This window comes from Hyphomicrobium sp. 802 (assembly GCF_000526135.1).
Lineage (GTDB): Bacteria > Pseudomonadota > Alphaproteobacteria > Rhizobiales > Hyphomicrobiaceae > Hyphomicrobium_B.
On record NZ_JAFM01000001.1, the window covers coordinates 3,204,368 to 3,223,314 of the forward strand.

Sequence of the window (18,947 nt, forward strand, 5' to 3'; positions counted from 1 at the left end):
TGATTGGAACTATCAATCGGGGACATGTTCATCTGGTGTTTCCGGAACCTCAAACGAGCTAGCGGCCTGCCGTGCCAGTCATTCACAGCCGACGGTCTCTGCTTCAGCTCTCGGCTGGTGCGGTGGCGATTATCCTGGCCACTCTCGCTTTCGCGCGCTTCGTCCACGAACCCACCGCGCCGCCGCAAAAGATCGCGGCGCAAAGCCCGGCCCCCACGCTCAATTGTGTGTTCTATGATTTGACGCACGCGAACATCGTCGTCAGCTTCGATTTTGCCGTCGCCTTTCCGGATGGTGCGCCGCCCCGTTTCGATCTGCGCAGTCAAGCGATGCGCGACGGTAACCAGGTCTTCGATGCCGGTGAGCGCCCGGTCTGGCCCTATGCGCTCGACGACGACGGGGCGCCAGCGATCACCTCGCCAGACGGCGCCATCCGCATCGTGCTCTTTGCTTTGGAACCTTCCGCGCGCGGCGTCGCGTTTGTCGATGCGGGTCTGAGGAGCAACGAATATCGCAATCTCGACGGCAAATGCCGACAAAGCGATTTCGGCGACAGCGGTCATGCTTCGGCATTTCGTGTGCCGACAGGCGATGCGGCGCAGAAATAGCGATTATCGCCGCTGCAAACAGTTGGCTGGGATGGGAGGGTTCGAACCTCCGAATGGCGGAATCAAAATCACCCGTGACCTCAACAAAATCAACGGCCATTCAGACTTTTCAGAGGTAAACTGGCCCACAGTGTATCAATGGGTTAGCTTGATATGTCTGAATGAAAATCAAATAGCCGTTCCTTCAGCTCGCTACAGATTCCATCCAGCCCTGGGAATAAAGCTCCCGCTGTGACACCCATCAAACTTAGTTCATGCATGACCTCCCCGCGCATTTTTTTGGGAAGATCGATCGCCTGAAGAAATTTTGTCTCGGAGGTTTCTTTGCTGAGGACGTAGGTCTCGATATCGTCAACAGATGTGAAGCTAGTGAGCGATTGCTGGGGCACCAGCCGAGGGTTCTGGATCGCAATCGGGTCTAGAAGGGAGAAATGCGGCCGACGATGTGCTACCGAAGAAATTTGCGTTAGCTGGCGGCACCACATACCTTTGTTGAAAATAAAAATCCTGACGACCTCATCTTCTCGCGCATTATGTGCGTCCTCTTTCGTAATTTTGCTGAAGGCAAAGAAGGCTGCAACGTAAGGTGAATATGTCCAGTCGAGAAGTGGTGTAGGAAATCCGTGGTGCTGGATTAAGTTTAAAAACGCGGCAAACTGATTGCCATTCGCCATATCAAATACGTGCCGACTAGCCGAGCTTACATGACGTGACACAATGGAATTTATCTCCGAAAAGAATCGTATCGTGTCGGCCCGGCAGGTGCGATGAAACGGTGTACGAAGGCGCCAGGGATGAGACTGTCCGCGGTAAATGTAGTCGTACTGACGAAGCCGCGAGACGTGATGCTTGAAATCCATCCATGTTTTGATCGGTAGCGCTTCAACCACCGACTTCTCTCTCAGATCGCGCTTTAGGTCAGCTCTGCCGGGAAAACCCTTGTCCGTCTGCCAACTCAATGAGACGGTAGAATCGGTCCACTCGCAGTGCGCCTGAAACGATCGCGAAAACTCTTCGGCCACTTTGGGATCTATGGCCGACCAATTGGTTGGTTCGCTGGATGAGGGATCAAGCGGAAATATCGGACCGGCGAAGTCGAATTTATTCTCGATGGATTGCACATCGATTTTGGCGACTAATCCTATTGGCGAATTTTCCTCAAAAATATAGGCGTGTCCGTAGAACCCATTTTGCACACGATCAATTTCCAGAGAAATATCGCCGGAGGTATTTCCTGAAAAATGGTCATGCCAATAGCCGCGCATGCGATATCCCGATCTTCGTAGGATCAAAAAATGTTGCTAGATCGTAAGTCGATTCGAGACGTGCACGCAGTATTCGACAGCGACTTGTCGCGAGCGAAACCCGCGTAAGAAGCGCGAACAAAACCGAGGCGAAAGTCTGAACGTGCGCAAAAGCGAGAGTCTGAAGGCCGCGGGTGACAATCTAATTTATTGAAATCAGTGGCTGGGATGGGAGGGTTCGAACCTCCGAATGGCGGAATCAAAATCCGCTGCCTTACCACTTGGCTACATCCCACCAGCGCGTCAGGAAAACCGACGTCCGAAGCGTCGGCGGAGCGCACCATAGTCAGTCGTTTGCGACTGGGCAATGGCGCGCGGCAAAGCGCACCACCGGATTCACAGACTCGATGCGATGGCGCGCCGCAGCGGGCAAGCTCCGGCGGGGCTTCCATCAGGAAGTTGCATGAGGCACCTCAAAAAATCGGTATTTTGAGACGCTTGCGGTACGGGATCGAGGCCGCTATAAGCGCGTCTCCTAGGCGCTCGACACGGCGCCCAGGAAAGCCTAAATGCAGGCATAGACGGTCGGGCGGAGCGTAGCGCAGCCTGGTAGCGCACTTGCTTCGGGAGCAAGGGGTCGGAGGTTCGAATCCTCTCGCTCCGACCAGTCTTTTCAATGGGTTAGCGAGTTAATCCGCTAGCCGCGCCTCGGAAATTGTCCCAAGAAATCCTGTTTTCGGCGACGCGGCGCGAGACGTTCGCGCTGGCGATACGCTGCGTCCGCAATGCGGGCGGCGCGAAGAAACCAACAGGGCGCGCACGTCTCACTGACTTATTCGCTCGGCGCGGATAGGCCGAGCTGGGCCAAGGCCGCCTGCAAGTCTTCGAGCGAGGGCACCATCGTAATCCGGCCCTCCTGCGCCTCGGCGACATACGCGCCGGTCGCGCTCGACCAGTAGCGGCTCTCATCCGCGCCGATCTGCCAGAACCAATCCCGGATCACGAAGACGGGCATATCGAAATCAGTCATCATACCTGCTGGCCTCCGGTGGAAGACACGCCGTTGACGTTGCCGGGGAAATACGTAGAGGCCGAACCGGCGCCGAATGTATTGATCACGCCGTTGACCGACACGTCATAGCGGCGGCCCGTGGACGATCCGCTGAAGGTCACGCCGTACAAGGACACCTGCCCGCCTTGGTTGCTGACAAAGGAGGTGCCCCAAGCGGGCGTGCCCGTGATGGTGAGTGCACTCGTCGGGATCGAGATCAAACCGTAGGACAGTGTGAGGAGATGGCCCTGCGCAGAGCCCGAGAGCGTAAACGCTTCTCCTGAGGGGCAGCTGATTGCGCCCGCATTGTCGGCACGCAAGTGGAAGGCGCTCGCCGCGCCGAACTCGATCTTTCCATAGCTGATGCGGCCGCCTTGCGTCGCCTGCAGGCAGTTGTTGCTAGATGACGTCAGCTTGAATCCGCGCACGGTGAGAAGGGTGCCCGAGCCTGCCACGGTGATGCACGCGCCCGCTGTCGATATGACGACATTGGATGGCGTGGTTGCGTCACCGAGCAGCGCCACGACGCCAGCGCCAACTTGCGGCGACGGCACGTTTAGGCTCTGCGTCCACGTTCCGGCTTGCACCTGAATGGTGACGTTGAAACCGAAGAGATCGAGCGTGCCGTAGACGACGTCGAGCGCCTTCTGGATCGTCAGAAATGCACCGCCCGATGTGTTCGCAAGACCGTTGTTGCTGTCGGAACCGTCCGAGCGGACGTAGTAGGTGCGATTGGCGGTCAAGACTTCGCGCGGACCGCCGGTCACCGGGAAAGTGAGCTTGCCGGTGTTGCGGTCGATCTTGAGCGCTTCGTACCAACTTGCGCCGTCAGGACTCACCTTGAAACGAAAATCATCATCGCCGGCGAGCCCCATTTCGGCGCGGCCGGAATAGTTCGTCTGGTAAAGCACGGATGCAGTGTCGCCCGCTGCGTGCTTGTTGATCTTCTGCTGGTGACCGTTGCCCGCATTATCAAAGAGGCTGGCCGGGCTTTTCAGCGCGAGACGGTTGGTCGTGTCCGCTGCCGCGTTAATGCCGACGTGGGCGAGATCATCGAGTTCCGTAATGTCGCCCGGATCGCTGCCGCCGTCTCCGCCGGACGTGAACGCCGCCCATGCTCCGGCCGAATAGATCGCGAGTTCATGGTCGTCGGCAACCCATGCGAGCCACCCTTCCCGCGGCTCGTAAAACATCCAGGCGCCATCTTGGAACGCTGCGATCATCTCGCTCCGGCCGCTCCAGTCGCCCGTCGCCGCCGCGGCGACGAGATAGCGGCTGCCTTCAGCCGGGCTTGCGGGCGGCGCTGCCAGCGAACGGCTCTCGACCGCGAGTTGCACAAGACAATCGAGAGCGCGGATCGCTTCGTTGTGCGTGACGTGCTTCTGCGCTTGGGACGGCAAAATGTAAGGCAATGCGAGGTTCGGCGTATCGGTCATCGTCGCGCGTTCGTCCGTTGTCATGCTCCCGGAATGAAGATACGGGCGGGCGAAAGGGCGGGGATAAGTTTTTTGTTTTTTTATTTTGTGCTGGCGGCCGGCTCCCGGGACGGGAGTCGCCAGCACCGATAAAAAGCTAGCCGGCTGCCGGCGCGGCCTTGGTGAAGCAGTCATGACCACACCGCGACTCCGGCCGGGATGACAATTTGGGACTAACGGGATCGTTTACCGCTGGCCGTCTGAGCGATTGACAGCCACGGCGGACCGTCTAAACCGGGCCTCGTTCGAGGCTAGACCAGAAATTCGCAACGAGGACTCCCGCAATGAAATTTCTGGTGACCGGCGCGGCTGGCTTCATCGGTTTTTATACGTGCCTGCGCCTGCTCGAACGCGGCGACGACGTGGTCGGCGTCGATAACCTCAACGGCTACTACGATCCGGCGCTGAAGAAAGCGCGCCTCGTCAATCTCGGCGGCCGGCCGGGTTTCTCATTCCTGCATCTCGACATCGCCGAGCGGAGCGCGATGGCGGAATTGTTTCGCGTGCAGCGCTTCGACAAGGTCATTCACCTCGCGGCGCAAGCGGGCGTGCGTTACGGCATGCACAATCCGCACGCGTATATCGACTCCAATATCGTTGGTACGCAGAACGTTCTCGAAGGTTGCCGCCACAATGACGTCCAGCATCTCGTGATGGCGTCGTCAAGTTCGGTCTACGGCGCCAATACGAAGATGCCGTTCAGCGAGCACGACAACGTCGATCATCCCGTCAGCCTCTACGCCGCGACGAAGAAGGCCAACGAGCTTGCCGCGCATGCCTACGCGCATCTCTATCGGCTTCCGATTACGGCGCTGCGCTTCTTCACCGTTTACGGTCCGTGGGGACGGCCGGACATGGCCTACTTCAACTTTACGAAAAAGATCCTGGCGGGTGAGCCGATCGAGATTTTCAACGGCGGCGATCATGCGCGCGACTTCACCTATATCGACGATATCGTTGAGGGCGTCTTGCGAACGGCTGATAAGATCGCCGCGCCCGATCCTAACTGGGACAGCAATGCGCCCGATCCCGCGATATCCGATGCGCCCTACCGCGTTTACAACATCGGCAATAACAAACCCGTGGCGCTGATGGATTTCGTGGCAGCGATAGAAAAGGCGACAGGGCGCGAGGCGAAGAAGACATTTCTTCCAATGCAGCCCGGCGACGTTGCGAAGACATTCGCAGATATCGACGATCTGGTGCACGACGTCGGCTTCCGGCCTTCGACGTCGCTCGACGACGGCATCGCGCGGTTCGTTGCGTGGTACCGGTCGTATTACGGCGTTTGATTTTCAGACGCGAAGGCGGCCATCAGACAACAAGCAGCAAGCTCGATGGTGCGGTTTGACTGGATCCCGGCCTGCGCCGGGATGACGTGAGGGAAAAAATCACGGCCACCTGAGAACAAGCGAATCCCTTCGAAAATATACAAATTTGGATACCTGCTTCCGAGCGCCTATCTATATTGCGAGCAACGGCAGCTTTTCGGGGATGAGGCTCATGGCCAAGACGTCGGCTACGACATGACTGAGGGTACAAAATCCGCCGGGCTTGCGAATGCGGAATCTCGTTCTGCGGCAGATCAAAACATCACCACCGCCTGCGCCATCGTCGGCGGCGGCCCGGCGGGGATGATGCTCGGCCTGATGCTGGCGCGTGCGGGCGTCGATGTGACGGTGATCGAAAAGCACGGCGATTTTCTGCGCGATTTTCGCGGCGACACCATTCACCCTTCGACGCTGCAAGTCATGCACGAACTCGGCCTCGCCGACGAGCTTCTGAAACTACCGCACACGGAAGCGCGCTCGCTGCATGCCGAGATCGGCGGCAAGGACATCACTATCGCCGACTTTTCATGGCTGCCGACGAAGAACCGTTTCATCGCCTTCATGCCACAATGGGACTTTCTCGATTTTCTTGCGCGCGAGGCGAAGCGTTATCCGAATTTCCGGCTGCTGATGCGAAGGGAAGTTACCGATCTCATCATCGAGAACGGGAACGTTGCGGGCATTCGCGCAACGTCTCCGGATGGCGCACTGACGATCCGCTCGTCTCTCGTCGTCGGCGCGGACGGGCGCAACTCGATCGCGCGAACGCTCGCCGGCTTGGAGATCGAAAGCTTCGGCATCCCGAGCGAAGTGCTGTGGATGAAGTTCTCGCATCTGGCGACCGATCCGCCTTACACGATGGGCCACGCCGGACCGCGCCAAGGCTTCGTGATGATCGACCGCGGCGCTTACTGGCAATGCGGTTATATCGTGCGGCGCGGCACGTACGCCGATATTAAGGCGGGCGGTATCGAGGCCTTCCGCGCCATGGTCGCAGCGGTGTCGCCGCTGCCGGAGGATCGCGTGCAAGAGCTTGCCTCCTTCGACGACGTGCACCTCTTGAGCATCCGCATCGACCGGCTGAAGCAGTGGTGGCGGCCGGGGCTTTTGTGCATTGGCGATGCGGCGCACGCGATGTCGCCGATCGGCGGTGTCGGCGTGAACCTTGCGATTCAGGATGCGGTCGCTGCAGCGAACATCGTTGCAGGTCCATTGAAAGACGGGCGCTTGTCGGACCGGCATCTGGCGGCAGTGGAGAAGCGGCGCACGTTTCCCACAAAGGCGACGCAGAAAATTCAGCTCATGATGCGCAGTGAGAAGCGCAAGCGCGAAGCCGATGCGGCGACGCGCTCGGGTCCGCCCGGTTTCATCAAGGGCATCGCGCGCTGGCCGATCCTCGCGCACCTTTCGGGACGGTTGATCGGGCTCGGTTTTCGGCCCGAGCATGTGCGGCTGAAAGCGCAGCGTTAACCTGCGGCGAATTTCGGGGTATTCGTCGTTCGCCCGAGTTTTCTATAACCGGGCGCAATACTGAGGGCTTACGCGAGAGGTTTTGGGGGCTTGGACTCTCTCAAATTCAAAACGGAAATGGTATTCACCTATGGCGAACCGTCGCCGATGGGGCCGGGGATCGTTCGCCTCGTCGCGCCCAACCCGAGCCCGCTGACGCACAAGGGCACAAATACCTATCTCATCGGTTCGACGTCGCTTGCGGTGATCGACGCGGGTCCCGATAGCGATGAGCATCGCGCGGCCATTCTGAAAGCCGCGGCCGGGCGACCGATCACGCATATCCTGTCGACGCACGCACATCGCGATCACGTCGACGGCGTTGCGAAGCTCAAGGCCGAGACTGGCGCGCTGGTCGCTGCCTATGCGCGCGATCCGGAAGCCGGACGCGTTGCGCTCGAAAATTCACCCTCGGGGCGCTACTTCGTCGATTACGATTTCGAACCTGACATTCCGCTCACGGGCGGTGACAGGATCGAAGGCGCCGACTGGGGTCTAACGGCGATCCATACGCCGGGACATGCGCCGGATCATCTCTGCTTTGCCGTCGATGGCCGCCGGGTCGTCTTTTCGGGCGATCACGTGATGGCGTGGAACACGACCGTCATCGCACCGCCCGAGGGGCGCATGGCCGACTACGAAGCGTCGCTCGAAATTCTGCTCGATCGCAACGACGACGTTTTCCTGCCGGGTCATGGCGATCGCCTGAGCGAACCGCAGCGAACCGTCAGAGCGTATCTGCTGCACCGGAACTGGCGCGAGAAATCGGTGCTCGATGCGCTGACCGGGGGCGCTACGACTATTCGTCGAATTGTGCCCCAGGTCTATCGCGACCTCGCGCCCCAGCTGATCCCTGCCGCGACGCTTTCCGTTCAGGCGCACGTCGAATATTTGATCGAGAAAGGTTTGGTCGCTTCCGATCTGCCTTTGACGCCCGACCGCGACCTTTCTCGGCTTTAAGCTTGGCCTTTCGCGCCGCCATCGCTTCCTTGTCGGGGTCGGGGACGGAGGCTTCGAAGCGCGCCGCGACTTCCTTCAAAATCGTGCGGACGTGGTCGGCGTTGCGGCCGAAGTCGGTCGGGCCGTAGCGCGACGCGGACCTGACGTCGACACGCGCGCTTCTGTCGTCGTCGCTGCCGAGCACGCGAATGACGATATCATCGATCAGGCCCAGAACTTGCGTGTGCTCGGACAGCTCGATGAAGCCGGGAGAATCGTCCTCATCGTCGGGCGGGACTTCAAGCGCCGGCTTAAATTTCAATTTATGAAGCGCCTGCAGAACCAGTTCGTAGGTCTCATCCGTGGCGCGCGGAATGGTCAGGCTTTTGAGATCGGGGTAGTCCTGACGCTGGAGCGCGGCGAACCGCTCGCCGTCATAGCTGATCGGATTGGTCTCGGGTCCCCGTTCCTCTTTCGCCATCGTGAACTCGGGCGGCTCGGCGAGATCGGTCGTCACGTCGTAGAGTGCGGGATAATGCAGGCTCATGGCCCAGACCGCGACCGGCACTGCGAGAATGCCGAGGCCCACGATGGCGCCGACGAAAACACGCGCGGACCCAGGCCGGCCCGTCACCCAGATATCGAGCCCGGCGACGAGGGCCATCAGCAGCGCCAGCGCCGCGCCCGCGACCAGCAGATATGCGATCGTCAGCGCGACAGGCGTCTGCAACAGCGACACCCGATGCAGCGCCGCCGTCACGACCGCTGCCGCAGCGCAAAAAATCGCGATGCGGCTCGTCCACATCGCCAGGAACGAGGGAGGCTCGCCGACAGCATAATAAATGCGCGACGAACGATAACGATCGCGCGGCCGCCTTTGCGTGCGGCGTTCGTCGATACGATCCGTCACCATTCGCGACCCAAACGCTCCCGTCCCCGAACTCTGATACGTCCCGCCTTCTCTACCCTAACTCGTTCGTTTTTGTGATTCGTTAAGGATAGAGGCGGGTTTTGTGCCAGGAGTCGCGCGGCGCGTCGCGGCGGAAAACGATGCGGTCGTGCAGGCGATATGGGCGGCTCATCCAGAATTCGATTTCGACGGGCAGGACGCGGAAGCCCGACCAATACGCCGGGCGCGGGATGTCCTCTTCGGGAAACTTCGCCTCGAAATGCTGGACCTTGGCTTCGAGCACGTCACGCGTGGAAAGCGGCCGCGACTGATGCGAGGCCCAGGCGCCGATGCGGCTGAGCCGCGGACGCGAAGCGAAATAGGCATCCGCCTCGCCGTGCGAGGCCAGCGAGACGGGGCCGCGAATGCGCACCTGCCGTTCCAGCGTTTTCCAGTGAAAGAGCAATGCCGCCTTGGGGTTGGCGAGCAGCTCGCGACCCTTCGCACTTTCGAAGTTTGTATAAAAAACGAAACCGCGGTCGGCATTGCCCGGCGCATCGACGCCCTTCAGCAGCACGATGCGCACGTTCGGCATGCCGCCGGCATCGACGGTCGCGAGCGACATGGCGTTGGGATCGTTCGGCTCGGTGCGGCCGGCTTCCGCCATCCACGCGTCGAAGAGCTGAAACGGATCGGTTGCGCCTGAGAAGTCCAGCGCCGTTTCCGGCGTCGCGGCCGGGGTATCGTCAGTGTTGCTCATGTTGCGTGCTCAACGCTCGATTTCACTTATCTGCCCTGCGCCGTTTGAGGACGTTCAAGGCTGGTTCTTTAGTCCGTATTAACCATACCGGCGCAGACTGTATCCCAGTAGCCGCCTTGTTGGGCGGAGTTCGAGTTTTTCAGTCGCGTTAGGGTCAGTCGCGTTATGTCGTCAAATCCGTGTTTTTTTCCCTTAGCCGCGGCCGGCGCAACAGCATTCGCGCTGGTTGCGGCCATTTTCGTACCCTACAACTACACGCTCGCCGCCGATCAGAGCTTCGGCGAGCCGACGCAGGCGCACCCTAACGCCGTCGATATCAAACCGAAATTGCCCGATATCAAGAGCGCGAAAGCCGTTCTCGATCAGAGCGACGAATATGCGGCGCTCGAAAGCGTGCAATTCGCGCTGACCGAAGTCGCCGACGGCGCCAACTATGTCTGGCATCGCGGCCACGGTCAGCTCTCCGGGCTCGTGGCGCCCCTCGCCTCATTCAAGGACACGCACGGCAGCGTCTGCCGGTATGCCGTTGTCATGCTGACCGCCGTGCATGCCACGAAGCGCACCGAAATCGTCGCCTGCCGTTTGCCGACCGGCATCTGGCAGATCGAGTCATAAGTTTCCCCAAACCTCTCCCCCAGACCAATGAAAAAGGCGGCCCTTGGGTCGCCTTTTTTATTTGCGCGTGCGACTGCGCTGCCGGTTGCGCTTCTCTCACGGGACGAGCGACGTCCGGCCGACGAAGCATCAGAAAATGACGAGGTTCGCAGCAAAGGCCACGGCTGCTGCGAGCGATAGGCCCAGCGCCAATCCCGGTTTCGTGTCGCGAACGACGAGCACGATCGCGGGCAGCACGAACACAACCCAAATCGCGACGACGATCGCCGTCACGCTATCGACAGCGATGTTGGCGATGGCATTGCTCCGCCCCGCCTGATGAAAGACCGCGATGTAGAAGATCGCGACCAGCGTCTCGATTGCGACGAGGATGATGGTGGGGAGACGGAGGGGTGAAGGTGCTCCGCCTGATGACAACTGGTTAATGGTCAGTTAATCTCTCCCAATTCGTGTGTGGGGGTTGCGTTATGATTTCTTATTTTACTGATGATTTTCTTCATAAATTTGCTGGCGACGCTATTCTTTGGATTCTTCCCGTCGTTGGTGCCATTGCCTGGGCAGCAATCCAACTACTCTGGGCCAAATTCCGACAGTTGAGAGATTTCTGGAACAGTCGCCAGCGGGCACTCACTGCAGTTGCTCGTCGAAAAACTCCCGGAGGTCTTCAGGAAGGCCCAGGCGTCTGGACGCTTAAGCCGATCGTTCAGCCCGATAATTACAAAGGAAACGTCAAAAGCGCCCGCATAGTTTCAATCGTCAATTTGAAAGGCGGCGTTGGCAAAACGACGATTGCGGCCAACGTGGCGGCGCATCTCGCCCATCACCGTAATTGGAAGAAGCGCGTTCTGCTAATCGACCTCGACTACCAAGGTTCTCTGTCGTCGATGGCGTTTCCGGACGACGTCAGTTGGATTCCCTCCCCCGGGATGGACTCCGTTGCCACTCGGGCATTAGGAGGACAGCTTGAACCGAACTTGTTCTTGCAGACTTGCAAAGAGGTAAGACAAGAGCCTCGTTTGAAGGTCGCAACGGCTTATTACGATCTCGCTCAAGCCGAAAATCGGCTCCTGATCGAATGGCTATTGAACGTGCGCGAACCGGATCGTCGCGCATGGCGGCATTGGATTTCCGATTTGCTCATCGGAAACATCTATCGCCCGGCGGAGATGCGGTACAATTTAGCGAAGCTTCTGCACTCTCAGACTGTCCAAGACGCCTTCGATCTTATCATTATCGATTGCCCGCCAAGGCTGACTGCCGGAACGATCCAAGCTCTTTGCGCAAGTTCGCATGTCCTGATTCCCACCATCCTCGATAAGCCGTCTGGTGAATCTGTTGTTTCGTTCTGCGAGCAGCTGAAATTCATGCGCGACGCTAATTTGTGTCCGCACCTCAAACACGTCGGCGTCGTCGCGACGCGGTACAGTCCAAATCTCAATATCACACGCGAAGTCATGAGTTGGTTACAGGATTTAATGAACACAAAGCGTTTCGGATGCGGCTTCCTTCCGACAACAACCTTTATCCCCAACACCGTGAGATTGGTTCGAAACGCAGATGATGGCATCGCGTATTTCAATCTTCCTCGCGACAATTCTTCTCCGAATGTCCGCGCCGCTATTCTCTCGCTGGCGAGAACGATCGCGAACCAAGTCGGCGTCCCCCCTGCTCAATCATTTGAAGGTGTGGACGATCCTGATGACTTTGACCCAGATGGCAATGACGCGATCCAACTTATGCTACCGGTGGCCGCTGAATGAAGTGCTCTGAATTAAAATCGCTCCTTAAGCGCGGGATCGATTTCAGATCGCGTACACCGCTTTCGGTCGATGATGCGTGGGCTCACGACTTCTTTCCTCTTCTCGAATCTTTTCCAAACCACACTGTCAAAATTCTTGCGAAAACGATTGGCGTTGCTTCCCCGAAAATCAGTTCGGAGCCTTCGCCCATCGCCGATCTATGTGCTTTTTTGAATGCGCTCGCATCGCTTTTGGACGAGCACGCGAAAGCCTCAACAATCGAAGAAATACGGCAACTGGAGTGCTCGTTGCGGCGGCATACGCAATCGAGCCTGGCGGATTTGTCTGCCGAATTGTCCAAACCGAAAATAGCTAAGCCATCTAAGCCAAAGCAGTCTGCCGTCATTCGAGATGAAATCGTGCTAAAATATTCGCGGCGCCTTGAGGAGGCTCTGGGAGATGAAGAAGGCTTCAATGCGATTTACGCTGCCATAGAGTCCGACAAGGAACTCAATGCCGCTGAAATTTCCGCAATCGCAAAGAAGTTTACGAGCGCATCTCCGAAGAGCCGACCTGCGGCACTCAAAAAGATTTTGGCCCGCCATCAGGCCATCATGACGAGCCGCGCGAAATCCGCAGCGACCGCAGGTCGAATAGCGGGCTGACCGTCACACACAAAAAACTTATCCCCGCCTTCCGAACCGCCCGCATAATCCCCTCGCCCGTCCGGTGAAGGGCTCGCGCGCAAGGCGTTGCGTCGGGCTCGGACGGGGCAGCCTGACCCGGCGCGTCACGCGCGCTTCCGGACAAGGCGAACGGCCGGTCCGCACGGGGTGAGAAACCCGTGTGCGGAGCATCCCGCTTCATTAAGTGACCGTGCTCGCGACCCTGTTCTCAGGCTGTCACGGAGCGGATCGGTTCCGAGACTTCAAATGCCACGACCCAGCCGCGGAACCCGTCCGCTTCGTGCTTTATATTTGGTGCAACCGACTCTGCTCCGCAGAGCCGGCCGGTTGCACACGCCCGGAGCTTCTTCCTTCGCGACGCGCCGGGCGGCCGGCGCGCCGTAGGCGTGTCGTCCGGCGCAATCAAAAAGCGGAGCCGGCCGTTGGCGCATGCCCGGATCTTTGTTCATCGCGACGCGCCGGGCGGCCGGCGCGCCGAAAAAATCCGCGCATGGCGGCCGGCTACCCGCAGGGGAGTCGCCATGCGCAAATCAAAAGCTGTCGTTCCGGCGCAATCAAAAAGGAGAGCCAGCCACGATGCGCACATCGGGAGCGTCGTGCATTAAAGCGTCAGAGGAGTTGCGCAAATCTGGACATCAATGCCCGCGCCAGGAGCCGTGCACGCCCGGAACGAAATGACGGCTCATGTTGCCGCCGGTGATGGCGTCGGTCACAAGCGTCCCGATGACGGTGACGATGACCCCAATGATGATTTGAGAAAACAAACCTCGCATTGTTCGCACGATGCTCCACCTCAACGGCAAAAGTATGAAACGCCCGGGTCGATAAACAGACATGCGAGGTCTTTCCGTCGGCTCTTTGTTTGCTGGCGACTCCCCTGCGGGGGAGCATGCCGGAGCATTGTGGGTGCCGGCGACTCTGCTTCGCAGAGCCCGCCGCCAGCACATGCTTGGCTCTTCGTTCTGAAGTCGAGCGAAGGAAGATGCACCACGTATGCGCATCCGGCCGGCTCGCCGCGGGCGAGTCGGATGCGCCAACGAAACTGTGCTTTCAGAGCCGCATGCGCTGGTTCGTGTTGATTATTGACTTGCATGGGTTGCAGAACGAGACGAGAACGGTTAGGGTACATACACGATTTGTACTGTAAATGAGCGGGCGGTCTTTCGGTGGTCAGCGTCTCAGCCCGCCGCGCTTGCCAGCCAGGAAAGGCTTGAGACGAACCGCTATGCTCACCGAAAAGCAGAAAGACCTCCTCCTCTTCATCCATGCGCGCATGCAGGAGCGCGGCGTGCCGCCATCTTTCGACGAGATGAAGGATGCGCTGGATCTCAGGTCGAAGTCCGGCATTCATCGGCTGATCACCGCTCTGGTGGAACGCGGGTTCATCCGCCGCCTGCCGCACCGGGCGCGGGCTATCGAGGTCATCAAGCTGCCGGACAACCAGGTTGGCTTGCCGTCCGCGGCACCGGGTGCCAACGCGGCCGCGGCACCGCAGCGGGGCTTCCAGCCAAGCGTGATCGAAGGCTCCGGGCCGCCGAAGACGAATGTGGCCACGCCGCCGCCGCCGTCGCACGTCATCGACGCGCGGACGGTGTCGATCCCGGTCATGGGCCGCATCGCCGCCGGTACGCCGATCAGCGCCATTCAGAACCACACGCACGACATTGCGGTGCCACCCGACATCCTGACCAACGGCGAACACTTTGCGCTGGAGGTCAAAGGCGATTCGATGATCGAGGCGGGCATCCATGACGGCGATACCGTCATCATCCGCCGCTGCAATACGGCGGAGAACGGCGATATCATCGTGGCGCTGGTCGAGGGCGAGGAAGCGACGCTGAAACGGCTGCGCAAGAAGGGCTCGACGATTGCGCTCGAAGCCGCGAACCCCGAATTCAAAACGCGGATCTTTGGGCCGGATCAGATCGACATTCAGGGGCGCCTCGTCGGCTTGATGCGGCGGTATTGAGGGGCAGTTCGCCGCCATGCGTCGACGGAGCTAGAGCGACGCGGGGCAGCGTCGATGGCTAACGCCCGCTCTCGGCGTCCGGCTCAGTGATATCTTCCGTTTCGAGTTCCGCCCCCTCCCCCGGATCGACGTCGGCTGAGGTGCGTGTTTGGGGTTCTGCTTCGGCGGTCCGGGCAGGTTCGGCAGCCGGGGCACCCGCCGGGGACGGGGTCTGCAGAATACGGGGTTTCGGCAGCGCTGCCTGCTTTCGCTCCGGCATCTCGCTCCAAGGTCGTTCGCCGCGATGAGCCGCGACCGTTTCGAGACGGATTTTGGGTTCCGGACTGTCGTCGCTGCGGTCGACATAAAGGGCGTAAGCGCCATTGCGCCAGCGATCGAAAACATCGACGACCGTTCGCGGCACGGCGCAATTGCCGGGCTTGGGCGTATCGAGCACAAGCACGTCGGCGTTGAGGCAATCGTCGGTCACGGCGGCGGGATGGCGCGCGACCGCGACGGTCGCGCCTTTGACATGCGCGATGCAGCCGATCGCATCGCAAGTAAAGCCTTTGCCGATCTTGGCATCGCGCGCCGTTCGGGAATCGCCGTCGTATTCGAGCCAGCGGTCGAGATCGTATTTCGTGCCCTTGCCCGGCATGGCGTCGAGCTTGCCCGAGTCATCGCGCACGGCGACAAGCAGACCTTTCTGTCCGATCAGAACGTCAGGGCGCGGCATCCAAGGCGAAACAAGCAGCCCGGCGCCGACAAGCGCAACGCCGAGAAGCCTGATCCGCGTCTGCCAAAGCAAAAACCAGACGCCGCCCGTAAGCATCAGCACGAAAGCCAGTTCGGGGATCGCTGGAATATGTCCGACTGCACCAGGCAACGCGCCGACTTCGTTCGCACACCACGTCATGCCTTCGATGCCCCAGCCCATCGGCTTCAGGCCGAGCCATTCGAGGCCGAACGGCATCAGCACCATCGCGACGAGCGCCGCCGGCATGACGATCAGGTTGCAGATCGGAATGGCGATCATGTTCGCGAGCACGGCATATTGCTGGCTCTGGTGAAAATTATAGGCGGCAAACGGCGCGACCGCGACGCTTGCGATCAGAGTCGAGGCGATGATCTCACCGAAGAAGACGATGACGCGCATGATGGGATGCGGCTTCTGCTCGCGATTGAACAGGCTGCTCAAAAATTCGTGCGAGGCGATCAGCGCCGTCACAGCGGCAAACGACATCTGAAAGCCTGCATCGAGCAGGCTTTCGGGATAGGCCAACAGAATTAGGAACGCCGCGAGCGCAACGTTGCGCAACGCAAGCGCAGGGCGATCAATCAGCATGGCGCCGAAGATGATGAAGATCATCAGCGCCGAGCGCACGGTTGCGAACTGGCCTCCCGAAATCGCGAGATAGGCGACCGCGCTGATGATGCCGAGCGCAGCGGCGATCTTTTTGATCGGCATCGTCAAGGCGATGCGCGGGATCGCAGCGAGGATCAGGCGGATCGAAAAGAAAACGGCACCTGCTGCAATCACCATGTGTAGGCCGGAGATCGAGAGAATGTGGAACAGGCCCGAATTCTTGAAGGCGTTGTTCGTCTCGGCACTGATGCCGCCGCGCTCGCCGGTGATAAGGGCAAGCGCGATCTCGCCGGTTTCGCCAGGAAGCGCCGCACGGATGCGCGCGGCAATCGCCTGACGGATATTTTCGATGGTGCGGCGATACCATTGGACGATGCTATTGGGGTCAACGTGGCCTTCGATCGTCGGTGCTGCGAATGCGTAACCGACGCCGCCGACAGATTCGAACCAAGCGGTGCGCGCGTAATCGAAGCCGCCTGGAAGCGCTGGCTTTGCCGGCGGTGAGAGATTGGCTTTGATGCGGATCTTGTCGCCCGGTGCGGCGCGCGTTTTGGACGACATCGTGCGGATGCGCACGACGGCAGGCGTATCGGCTGCAGCGAGATTTGCGATTTTGGGGTTGGCGATCGTCAGCCGCTGGCCACGCGGCAGCTTGGCCTCGACCATCGTGACGGTGCCTGAGGCTTCGACGCTGTGCAGCGCCTTGGTCAGAACGGGCGCGCGGACAGCTTCGACGCGCAGCTTGGCGATGCCAAAGCCCGCGCCGATCAGAACCAGCGCCATCATCAGTGTCGCGACGAGCGTGCCGGAACGTACTGTCAGGCGCAAAATCAGGGCGAGCGCCAGCGGCGCGAACGCTACGATCAGCGCCGGCTCCATGGGCAGCGCAAAATAGGCGGCAATTCCGGCACCAAGGCAAACGGGCGCCCAAAGGAAAAAGCTCTGCCGTTCAGCTTCAAACAACAGGACAGCGCGGCTCATGCCGTGGTCGGCATAGCCTGGAAATGCGACGTCCGGTCCCCGCGCTTCGACCGACATGCCCTGCCCATGACGCATCGGGAACGGGAATTTTCCGCCCCCTTAACTTGTCCCATCTCACATGCTACGAGCGGAGCCTCAATCCCTCAATGGCAGACAGAACAAAAGGTCCAAAGGCCGAGACCATGACACCCAGCGCGCCCATCGTTCGATTTGCACCCTCGCCCACCGGATTTCTCCATATCGGCGGCGCACGGACGGCGCTATTCAACTGGCTTTACGCACGTGGGCGTGGCGGCCGCTTTTTGCTGCGCATCGAAGATACCGACCGGGAACGCAACAACGAGGCGGCGGTCGCTGCGATCCTCGATGGCGTCAAGTGGCTTGGCCTTGACTGGGACGGCGACGTCATTTCGCAGTTCTCGCGCGCCGACCGGCATCGCGAGGTGGCGAACGAACTACTGGCGCGCGGCGCCGCCTATTACTGCTATTCGTCGCCCGCCGAGATCGAAGCGGCACGTGAGAAAGCCAAAGCCGAGGGGCGACCGCAGATTTTCCTATCGCCCTGGCGTGACCGCGATCCGAGTGACGCACCGAAGGACGTGAAGCCCGCTGTCCGCCTCAAGGCACCGCGCGACGGCGAGACGATCGTCAACGATCACGTGCAGGGACGCGTTGCCTTCCCGAATAAGGATCTCGATGATCTGATCATCCTCAGATCGGATGGCAACCCGACGTACAATCTCGCGGTCGTGGTCGACGATCACGACATGGAAATTACGCACGTCATTCGCGGCGCAGATCATCTGACCAACTCGGCGCGGCAGACGCAAATCTACAATGGCATGGGCTGGACGGTGCCCGATTTTGCCCACGTGCCGCTAATTCACGGCGCGGACGGCGCGAAGCTTTCGAAGCGTCATGGCGCGCAGGGCGTCGAAGAATATCGCGACATGGGCTATCTGCCGGTGGCATTGCGCAATTATCTCGTCCGCCTCGGCTGGAGCCACGGCGACGACGAGATTATTTCGACGGAGGACCTGATCCGCTGGTTCGACATCGATAACATCAACAAGAGTGCGGCACGGCTCGACTTTAAGAAGCTCGACGATCTCAATGGCCATTACATTCGCGCGGCCTCCGACGATGAGTTGGCTGCGCACGTGCGCGGAATGCTGCCACATCTGAATTTTTCAGCACTAGCCGAGATCGCGCCCGATCCAAAGGCGCCGCCGCGCTCCGATATTGTACTTGCGCGCGAAGTTCTGCGCCAGCTTCCGGCCGTGCAGTCGGGAAAAGATCTGGCCGATCTCTTCGCGGCGAAAGGCTGGGAGACGTTCACGCGCGCGATCCCATCGCTGAAAGAACGCTCGAGGACGCTCGCCGAGTTGGTCGGCGGCGCATTGTTCATTGTCGCCCAGCGTCCGCTAAATCTCGAAGACAAGGCGGCGAAGCTTTTAAGTGCAGAGGGCCGCGCTTCAAACGCCGAAGTGCTCAAGCTGCTGTCGGAGGTTTCCACAGAGGAATGGTCCTCGGCGTTGCTCGAAGCCAAGGTAAAGTCCTACGTCGAAGAGAAAGCTTTAAAGCTCGGCAACGTCGCGCAACCGCTGCGCGCGGCGCTGACAGGGCGCGCAGTCTCTCCGCCGGTCTTCGACGTCCTCGAGGTGCTGGGACGCGACGAAAGTCTAGGCCGGATTGCCGATACCGCGGCGTAAACGCTAATTCCCGACTTCGAATGCCGTTGGTGGGCTTATTCCGAAGATCGACGGGAAACTAGCGAGCGGCGCACTGTATCGTCGGCTTTGCCTT

At 59.9% G+C, this 18,947-nt stretch carries 16 protein-coding genes, 2 tRNA genes and 1 pseudogene; 10 read left to right on the forward strand and 9 right to left on the reverse strand.

Annotated features, from left to right (window positions below; genetic code table 11):
* The first annotated feature begins 71 nt into the window (after positions 1-71).
* Positions 72-608, forward strand: coding sequence for a hypothetical protein (locus HYP802_RS0116290; protein WP_013948457.1), 537 nt, complete (start codon positions 72-74; stop codon positions 606-608).
* A 143-nt stretch (positions 609-751) separates the two neighbouring features.
* Here the strand turns inward: HYP802_RS0116290 and HYP802_RS0116295 are convergent, their stop codons facing one another.
* The gene (locus tag HYP802_RS0116295; RefSeq protein WP_024276150.1) at positions 752-1,873 is read right to left on the reverse strand and encodes an FRG domain-containing protein; all 1,122 of its coding nucleotides are present in this window, start codon (positions 1,871-1,873) and stop codon (positions 752-754) included.
* 199 nt (positions 1,874-2,072) lie between these two features.
* Positions 2,073-2,147: transfer RNA gene (locus HYP802_RS0116300), tRNA-Gln, on the reverse strand.
* Between the two features lie 295 nt (positions 2,148-2,442).
* Between HYP802_RS0116300 and HYP802_RS0116305 the strand changes: the two genes are divergently transcribed.
* Positions 2,443-2,519: transfer RNA gene (locus HYP802_RS0116305), tRNA-Pro, on the forward strand.
* Positions 2,520-2,684: 165 nt separating this feature from the next.
* On the opposite strand, the gene HYP802_RS0116310 is transcribed toward HYP802_RS0116305, so the two are convergent.
* Both HYP802_RS0116310 and HYP802_RS0116315 read right to left on the reverse strand, forming a co-directional pair.
* A complete protein-coding gene (locus HYP802_RS0116310; RefSeq protein ID WP_013948459.1) occupies positions 2,685-2,885 on the reverse strand; it encodes a hypothetical protein in 201 nt (66 codons plus the stop codon).
* The gene (locus HYP802_RS0116315) at positions 2,882-4,363 is read right to left on the reverse strand and encodes a DUF2793 domain-containing protein (protein ID WP_244420887.1); all 1,482 of its coding nucleotides are present in this window, start codon (positions 4,361-4,363) and stop codon (positions 2,882-2,884) included. Before HYP802_RS0116315 ends, HYP802_RS0116310 begins: the two co-directional genes overlap by 4 nt.
* A 299-nt stretch (positions 4,364-4,662) precedes the next feature.
* On the opposite strand from HYP802_RS0116315, the gene HYP802_RS0116320 reads away from it, so the two are divergent.
* From HYP802_RS0116320 to HYP802_RS0116330, 3 genes are all read left to right on the forward strand, one after another.
* Positions 4,663-5,670 carry an NAD-dependent epimerase gene (locus HYP802_RS0116320; protein ID WP_013948461.1) on the forward strand — a complete coding sequence of 336 codons (1,008 nt, stop codon included), beginning with the start codon at positions 4,663-4,665 and terminating at the stop codon, positions 5,668-5,670.
* 234 nt (positions 5,671-5,904) lie between these two features.
* A complete protein-coding gene (locus HYP802_RS0116325; RefSeq protein ID WP_013948462.1) occupies positions 5,905-7,179 on the forward strand; it encodes an FAD-dependent oxidoreductase in 1,275 nt (424 codons plus the stop codon).
* A 90-nt stretch (positions 7,180-7,269) separates the two neighbouring features.
* Positions 7,270-8,178, forward strand: a complete 909-nt coding sequence (locus HYP802_RS0116330; protein WP_013948463.1) for an MBL fold metallo-hydrolase — start codon at positions 7,270-7,272, stop codon at positions 8,176-8,178.
* An 82-nt stretch (positions 8,179-8,260) separates the two neighbouring features.
* On the opposite strand, the pseudogene HYP802_RS24170 reads toward HYP802_RS0116330, so the two are convergent.
* Positions 8,261-9,070, reverse strand: a pseudogene (locus tag HYP802_RS24170) (DUF1499 domain-containing protein); the annotation flags it as partial.
* Between the two features lie 79 nt (positions 9,071-9,149).
* Positions 9,150-9,806, reverse strand: coding sequence for a pyridoxamine 5'-phosphate oxidase (gene pdxH, locus HYP802_RS0116340; protein WP_013948465.1), 657 nt, complete (start codon positions 9,804-9,806; stop codon positions 9,150-9,152).
* A gap of 165 nt (positions 9,807-9,971) precedes the next feature.
* Between pdxH and HYP802_RS0116345 the strand changes: the two genes are divergently transcribed.
* Entirely contained in the window at positions 9,972-10,421 is a 450-nt protein-coding gene (locus tag HYP802_RS0116345) for a hypothetical protein (protein ID WP_013948467.1), read from the forward strand.
* Positions 10,422-10,550: 129 nt separating this feature from the next.
* Here HYP802_RS0116345 and HYP802_RS0116350 read toward each other — a convergent pair whose 3' ends face one another.
* Positions 10,551-10,838, reverse strand: a complete 288-nt coding sequence (locus tag HYP802_RS0116350; RefSeq protein WP_013948468.1) for a hypothetical protein — start codon at positions 10,836-10,838, stop codon at positions 10,551-10,553.
* A 50-nt stretch (positions 10,839-10,888) separates the two neighbouring features.
* On the opposite strand from HYP802_RS0116350, the gene HYP802_RS0116355 reads away from it, so the two are divergent.
* Complete coding sequence (locus tag HYP802_RS0116355; RefSeq protein WP_013948469.1) at positions 10,889-12,181, forward strand: ParA family protein; 1,293 nt, start codon at positions 10,889-10,891, stop codon at positions 12,179-12,181.
* Between the two features lie 398 nt (positions 12,182-12,579).
* Positions 12,580-12,825 carry a hypothetical protein gene (locus tag HYP802_RS23695; protein WP_155831252.1) on the forward strand — a complete coding sequence of 82 codons (246 nt, stop codon included), beginning with the start codon at positions 12,580-12,582 and terminating at the stop codon, positions 12,823-12,825.
* A 656-nt stretch (positions 12,826-13,481) separates the two neighbouring features.
* Here the strand turns inward: HYP802_RS23695 and HYP802_RS23700 are convergent.
* Positions 13,482-13,619 carry a hypothetical protein gene (locus tag HYP802_RS23700; protein ID WP_155831253.1) on the reverse strand — a complete coding sequence of 46 codons (138 nt, stop codon included), beginning with the start codon at positions 13,617-13,619 and terminating at the stop codon, positions 13,482-13,484.
* A 452-nt stretch (positions 13,620-14,071) separates the two neighbouring features.
* Between HYP802_RS23700 and lexA the strand changes: the two genes are divergently transcribed.
* On the forward strand, positions 14,072-14,815 hold the full coding sequence (gene lexA, locus HYP802_RS0116375; protein WP_013948471.1) for a transcriptional repressor LexA: 744 nt from the start codon (positions 14,072-14,074) through the stop codon (positions 14,813-14,815).
* A gap of 58 nt (positions 14,816-14,873) precedes the next feature.
* On the opposite strand, the gene HYP802_RS0116380 is transcribed toward lexA, so the two are convergent.
* Positions 14,874-17,216 (reverse strand): ComEC/Rec2 family competence protein, encoded by a 2,343-nt coding sequence (locus HYP802_RS0116380; protein WP_013948472.1) that lies wholly within the window; start codon positions 17,214-17,216, stop codon positions 14,874-14,876.
* Between the two features lie 71 nt (positions 17,217-17,287).
* Between HYP802_RS0116380 and gltX the strand changes: the two genes are divergently transcribed.
* Entirely contained in the window at positions 17,288-18,853 is a 1,566-nt protein-coding gene (gltX, locus tag HYP802_RS0116385) for a glutamate--tRNA ligase (RefSeq protein ID WP_013948473.1), read from the forward strand.
* Positions 18,854-18,947 lie beyond the last annotated feature (94 nt).

What these genes read in the sequence shown, in the direction of transcription:
- HYP802_RS23700 (WP_155831253.1), bottom strand. Translation starts at nt 13,619, where the DNA reads ATGCGAGGTTTGTTTTCTCAAATCATCATTGGGGTCATCGTCACCGTC.
- pdxH (WP_013948465.1), bottom strand. Translation starts at nt 9,806, where the DNA reads ATGAGCAACACTGACGATACCCCGGCCGCGACGCCGGAAACGGCGCTG.
- HYP802_RS0116380 (WP_013948472.1), bottom strand. Translation starts at nt 17,216, where the DNA reads ATGCGTCATGGGCAGGGCATGTCGGTCGAAGCGCGGGGACCGGACGTC.
- gltX (WP_013948473.1), top strand. Translation starts at nt 17,288, where the DNA reads ATGGCAGACAGAACAAAAGGTCCAAAGGCCGAGACCATGACACCCAGC.
- HYP802_RS0116355 (WP_013948469.1), top strand. Translation starts at nt 10,889, where the DNA reads ATGATTTCTTATTTTACTGATGATTTTCTTCATAAATTTGCTGGCGAC.
- HYP802_RS0116320 (WP_013948461.1), top strand. Translation starts at nt 4,663, where the DNA reads ATGAAATTTCTGGTGACCGGCGCGGCTGGCTTCATCGGTTTTTATACG.
- lexA (WP_013948471.1), top strand. Translation starts at nt 14,072, where the DNA reads ATGCTCACCGAAAAGCAGAAAGACCTCCTCCTCTTCATCCATGCGCGC.
- HYP802_RS0116345 (WP_013948467.1), top strand. Translation starts at nt 9,972, where the DNA reads ATGTCGTCAAATCCGTGTTTTTTTCCCTTAGCCGCGGCCGGCGCAACA.
- HYP802_RS0116315 (WP_244420887.1), bottom strand. Translation starts at nt 4,363, where the DNA reads ATGACAACGGACGAACGCGCGACGATGACCGATACGCCGAACCTCGCA.
- HYP802_RS0116310 (WP_013948459.1), bottom strand. Translation starts at nt 2,885, where the DNA reads ATGATGACTGATTTCGATATGCCCGTCTTCGTGATCCGGGATTGGTTC.
- HYP802_RS0116325 (WP_013948462.1), top strand. Translation starts at nt 5,905, where the DNA reads ATGACTGAGGGTACAAAATCCGCCGGGCTTGCGAATGCGGAATCTCGT.
- HYP802_RS0116295 (WP_024276150.1), bottom strand. Translation starts at nt 1,873, where the DNA reads ATGCGCGGCTATTGGCATGACCATTTTTCAGGAAATACCTCCGGCGAT.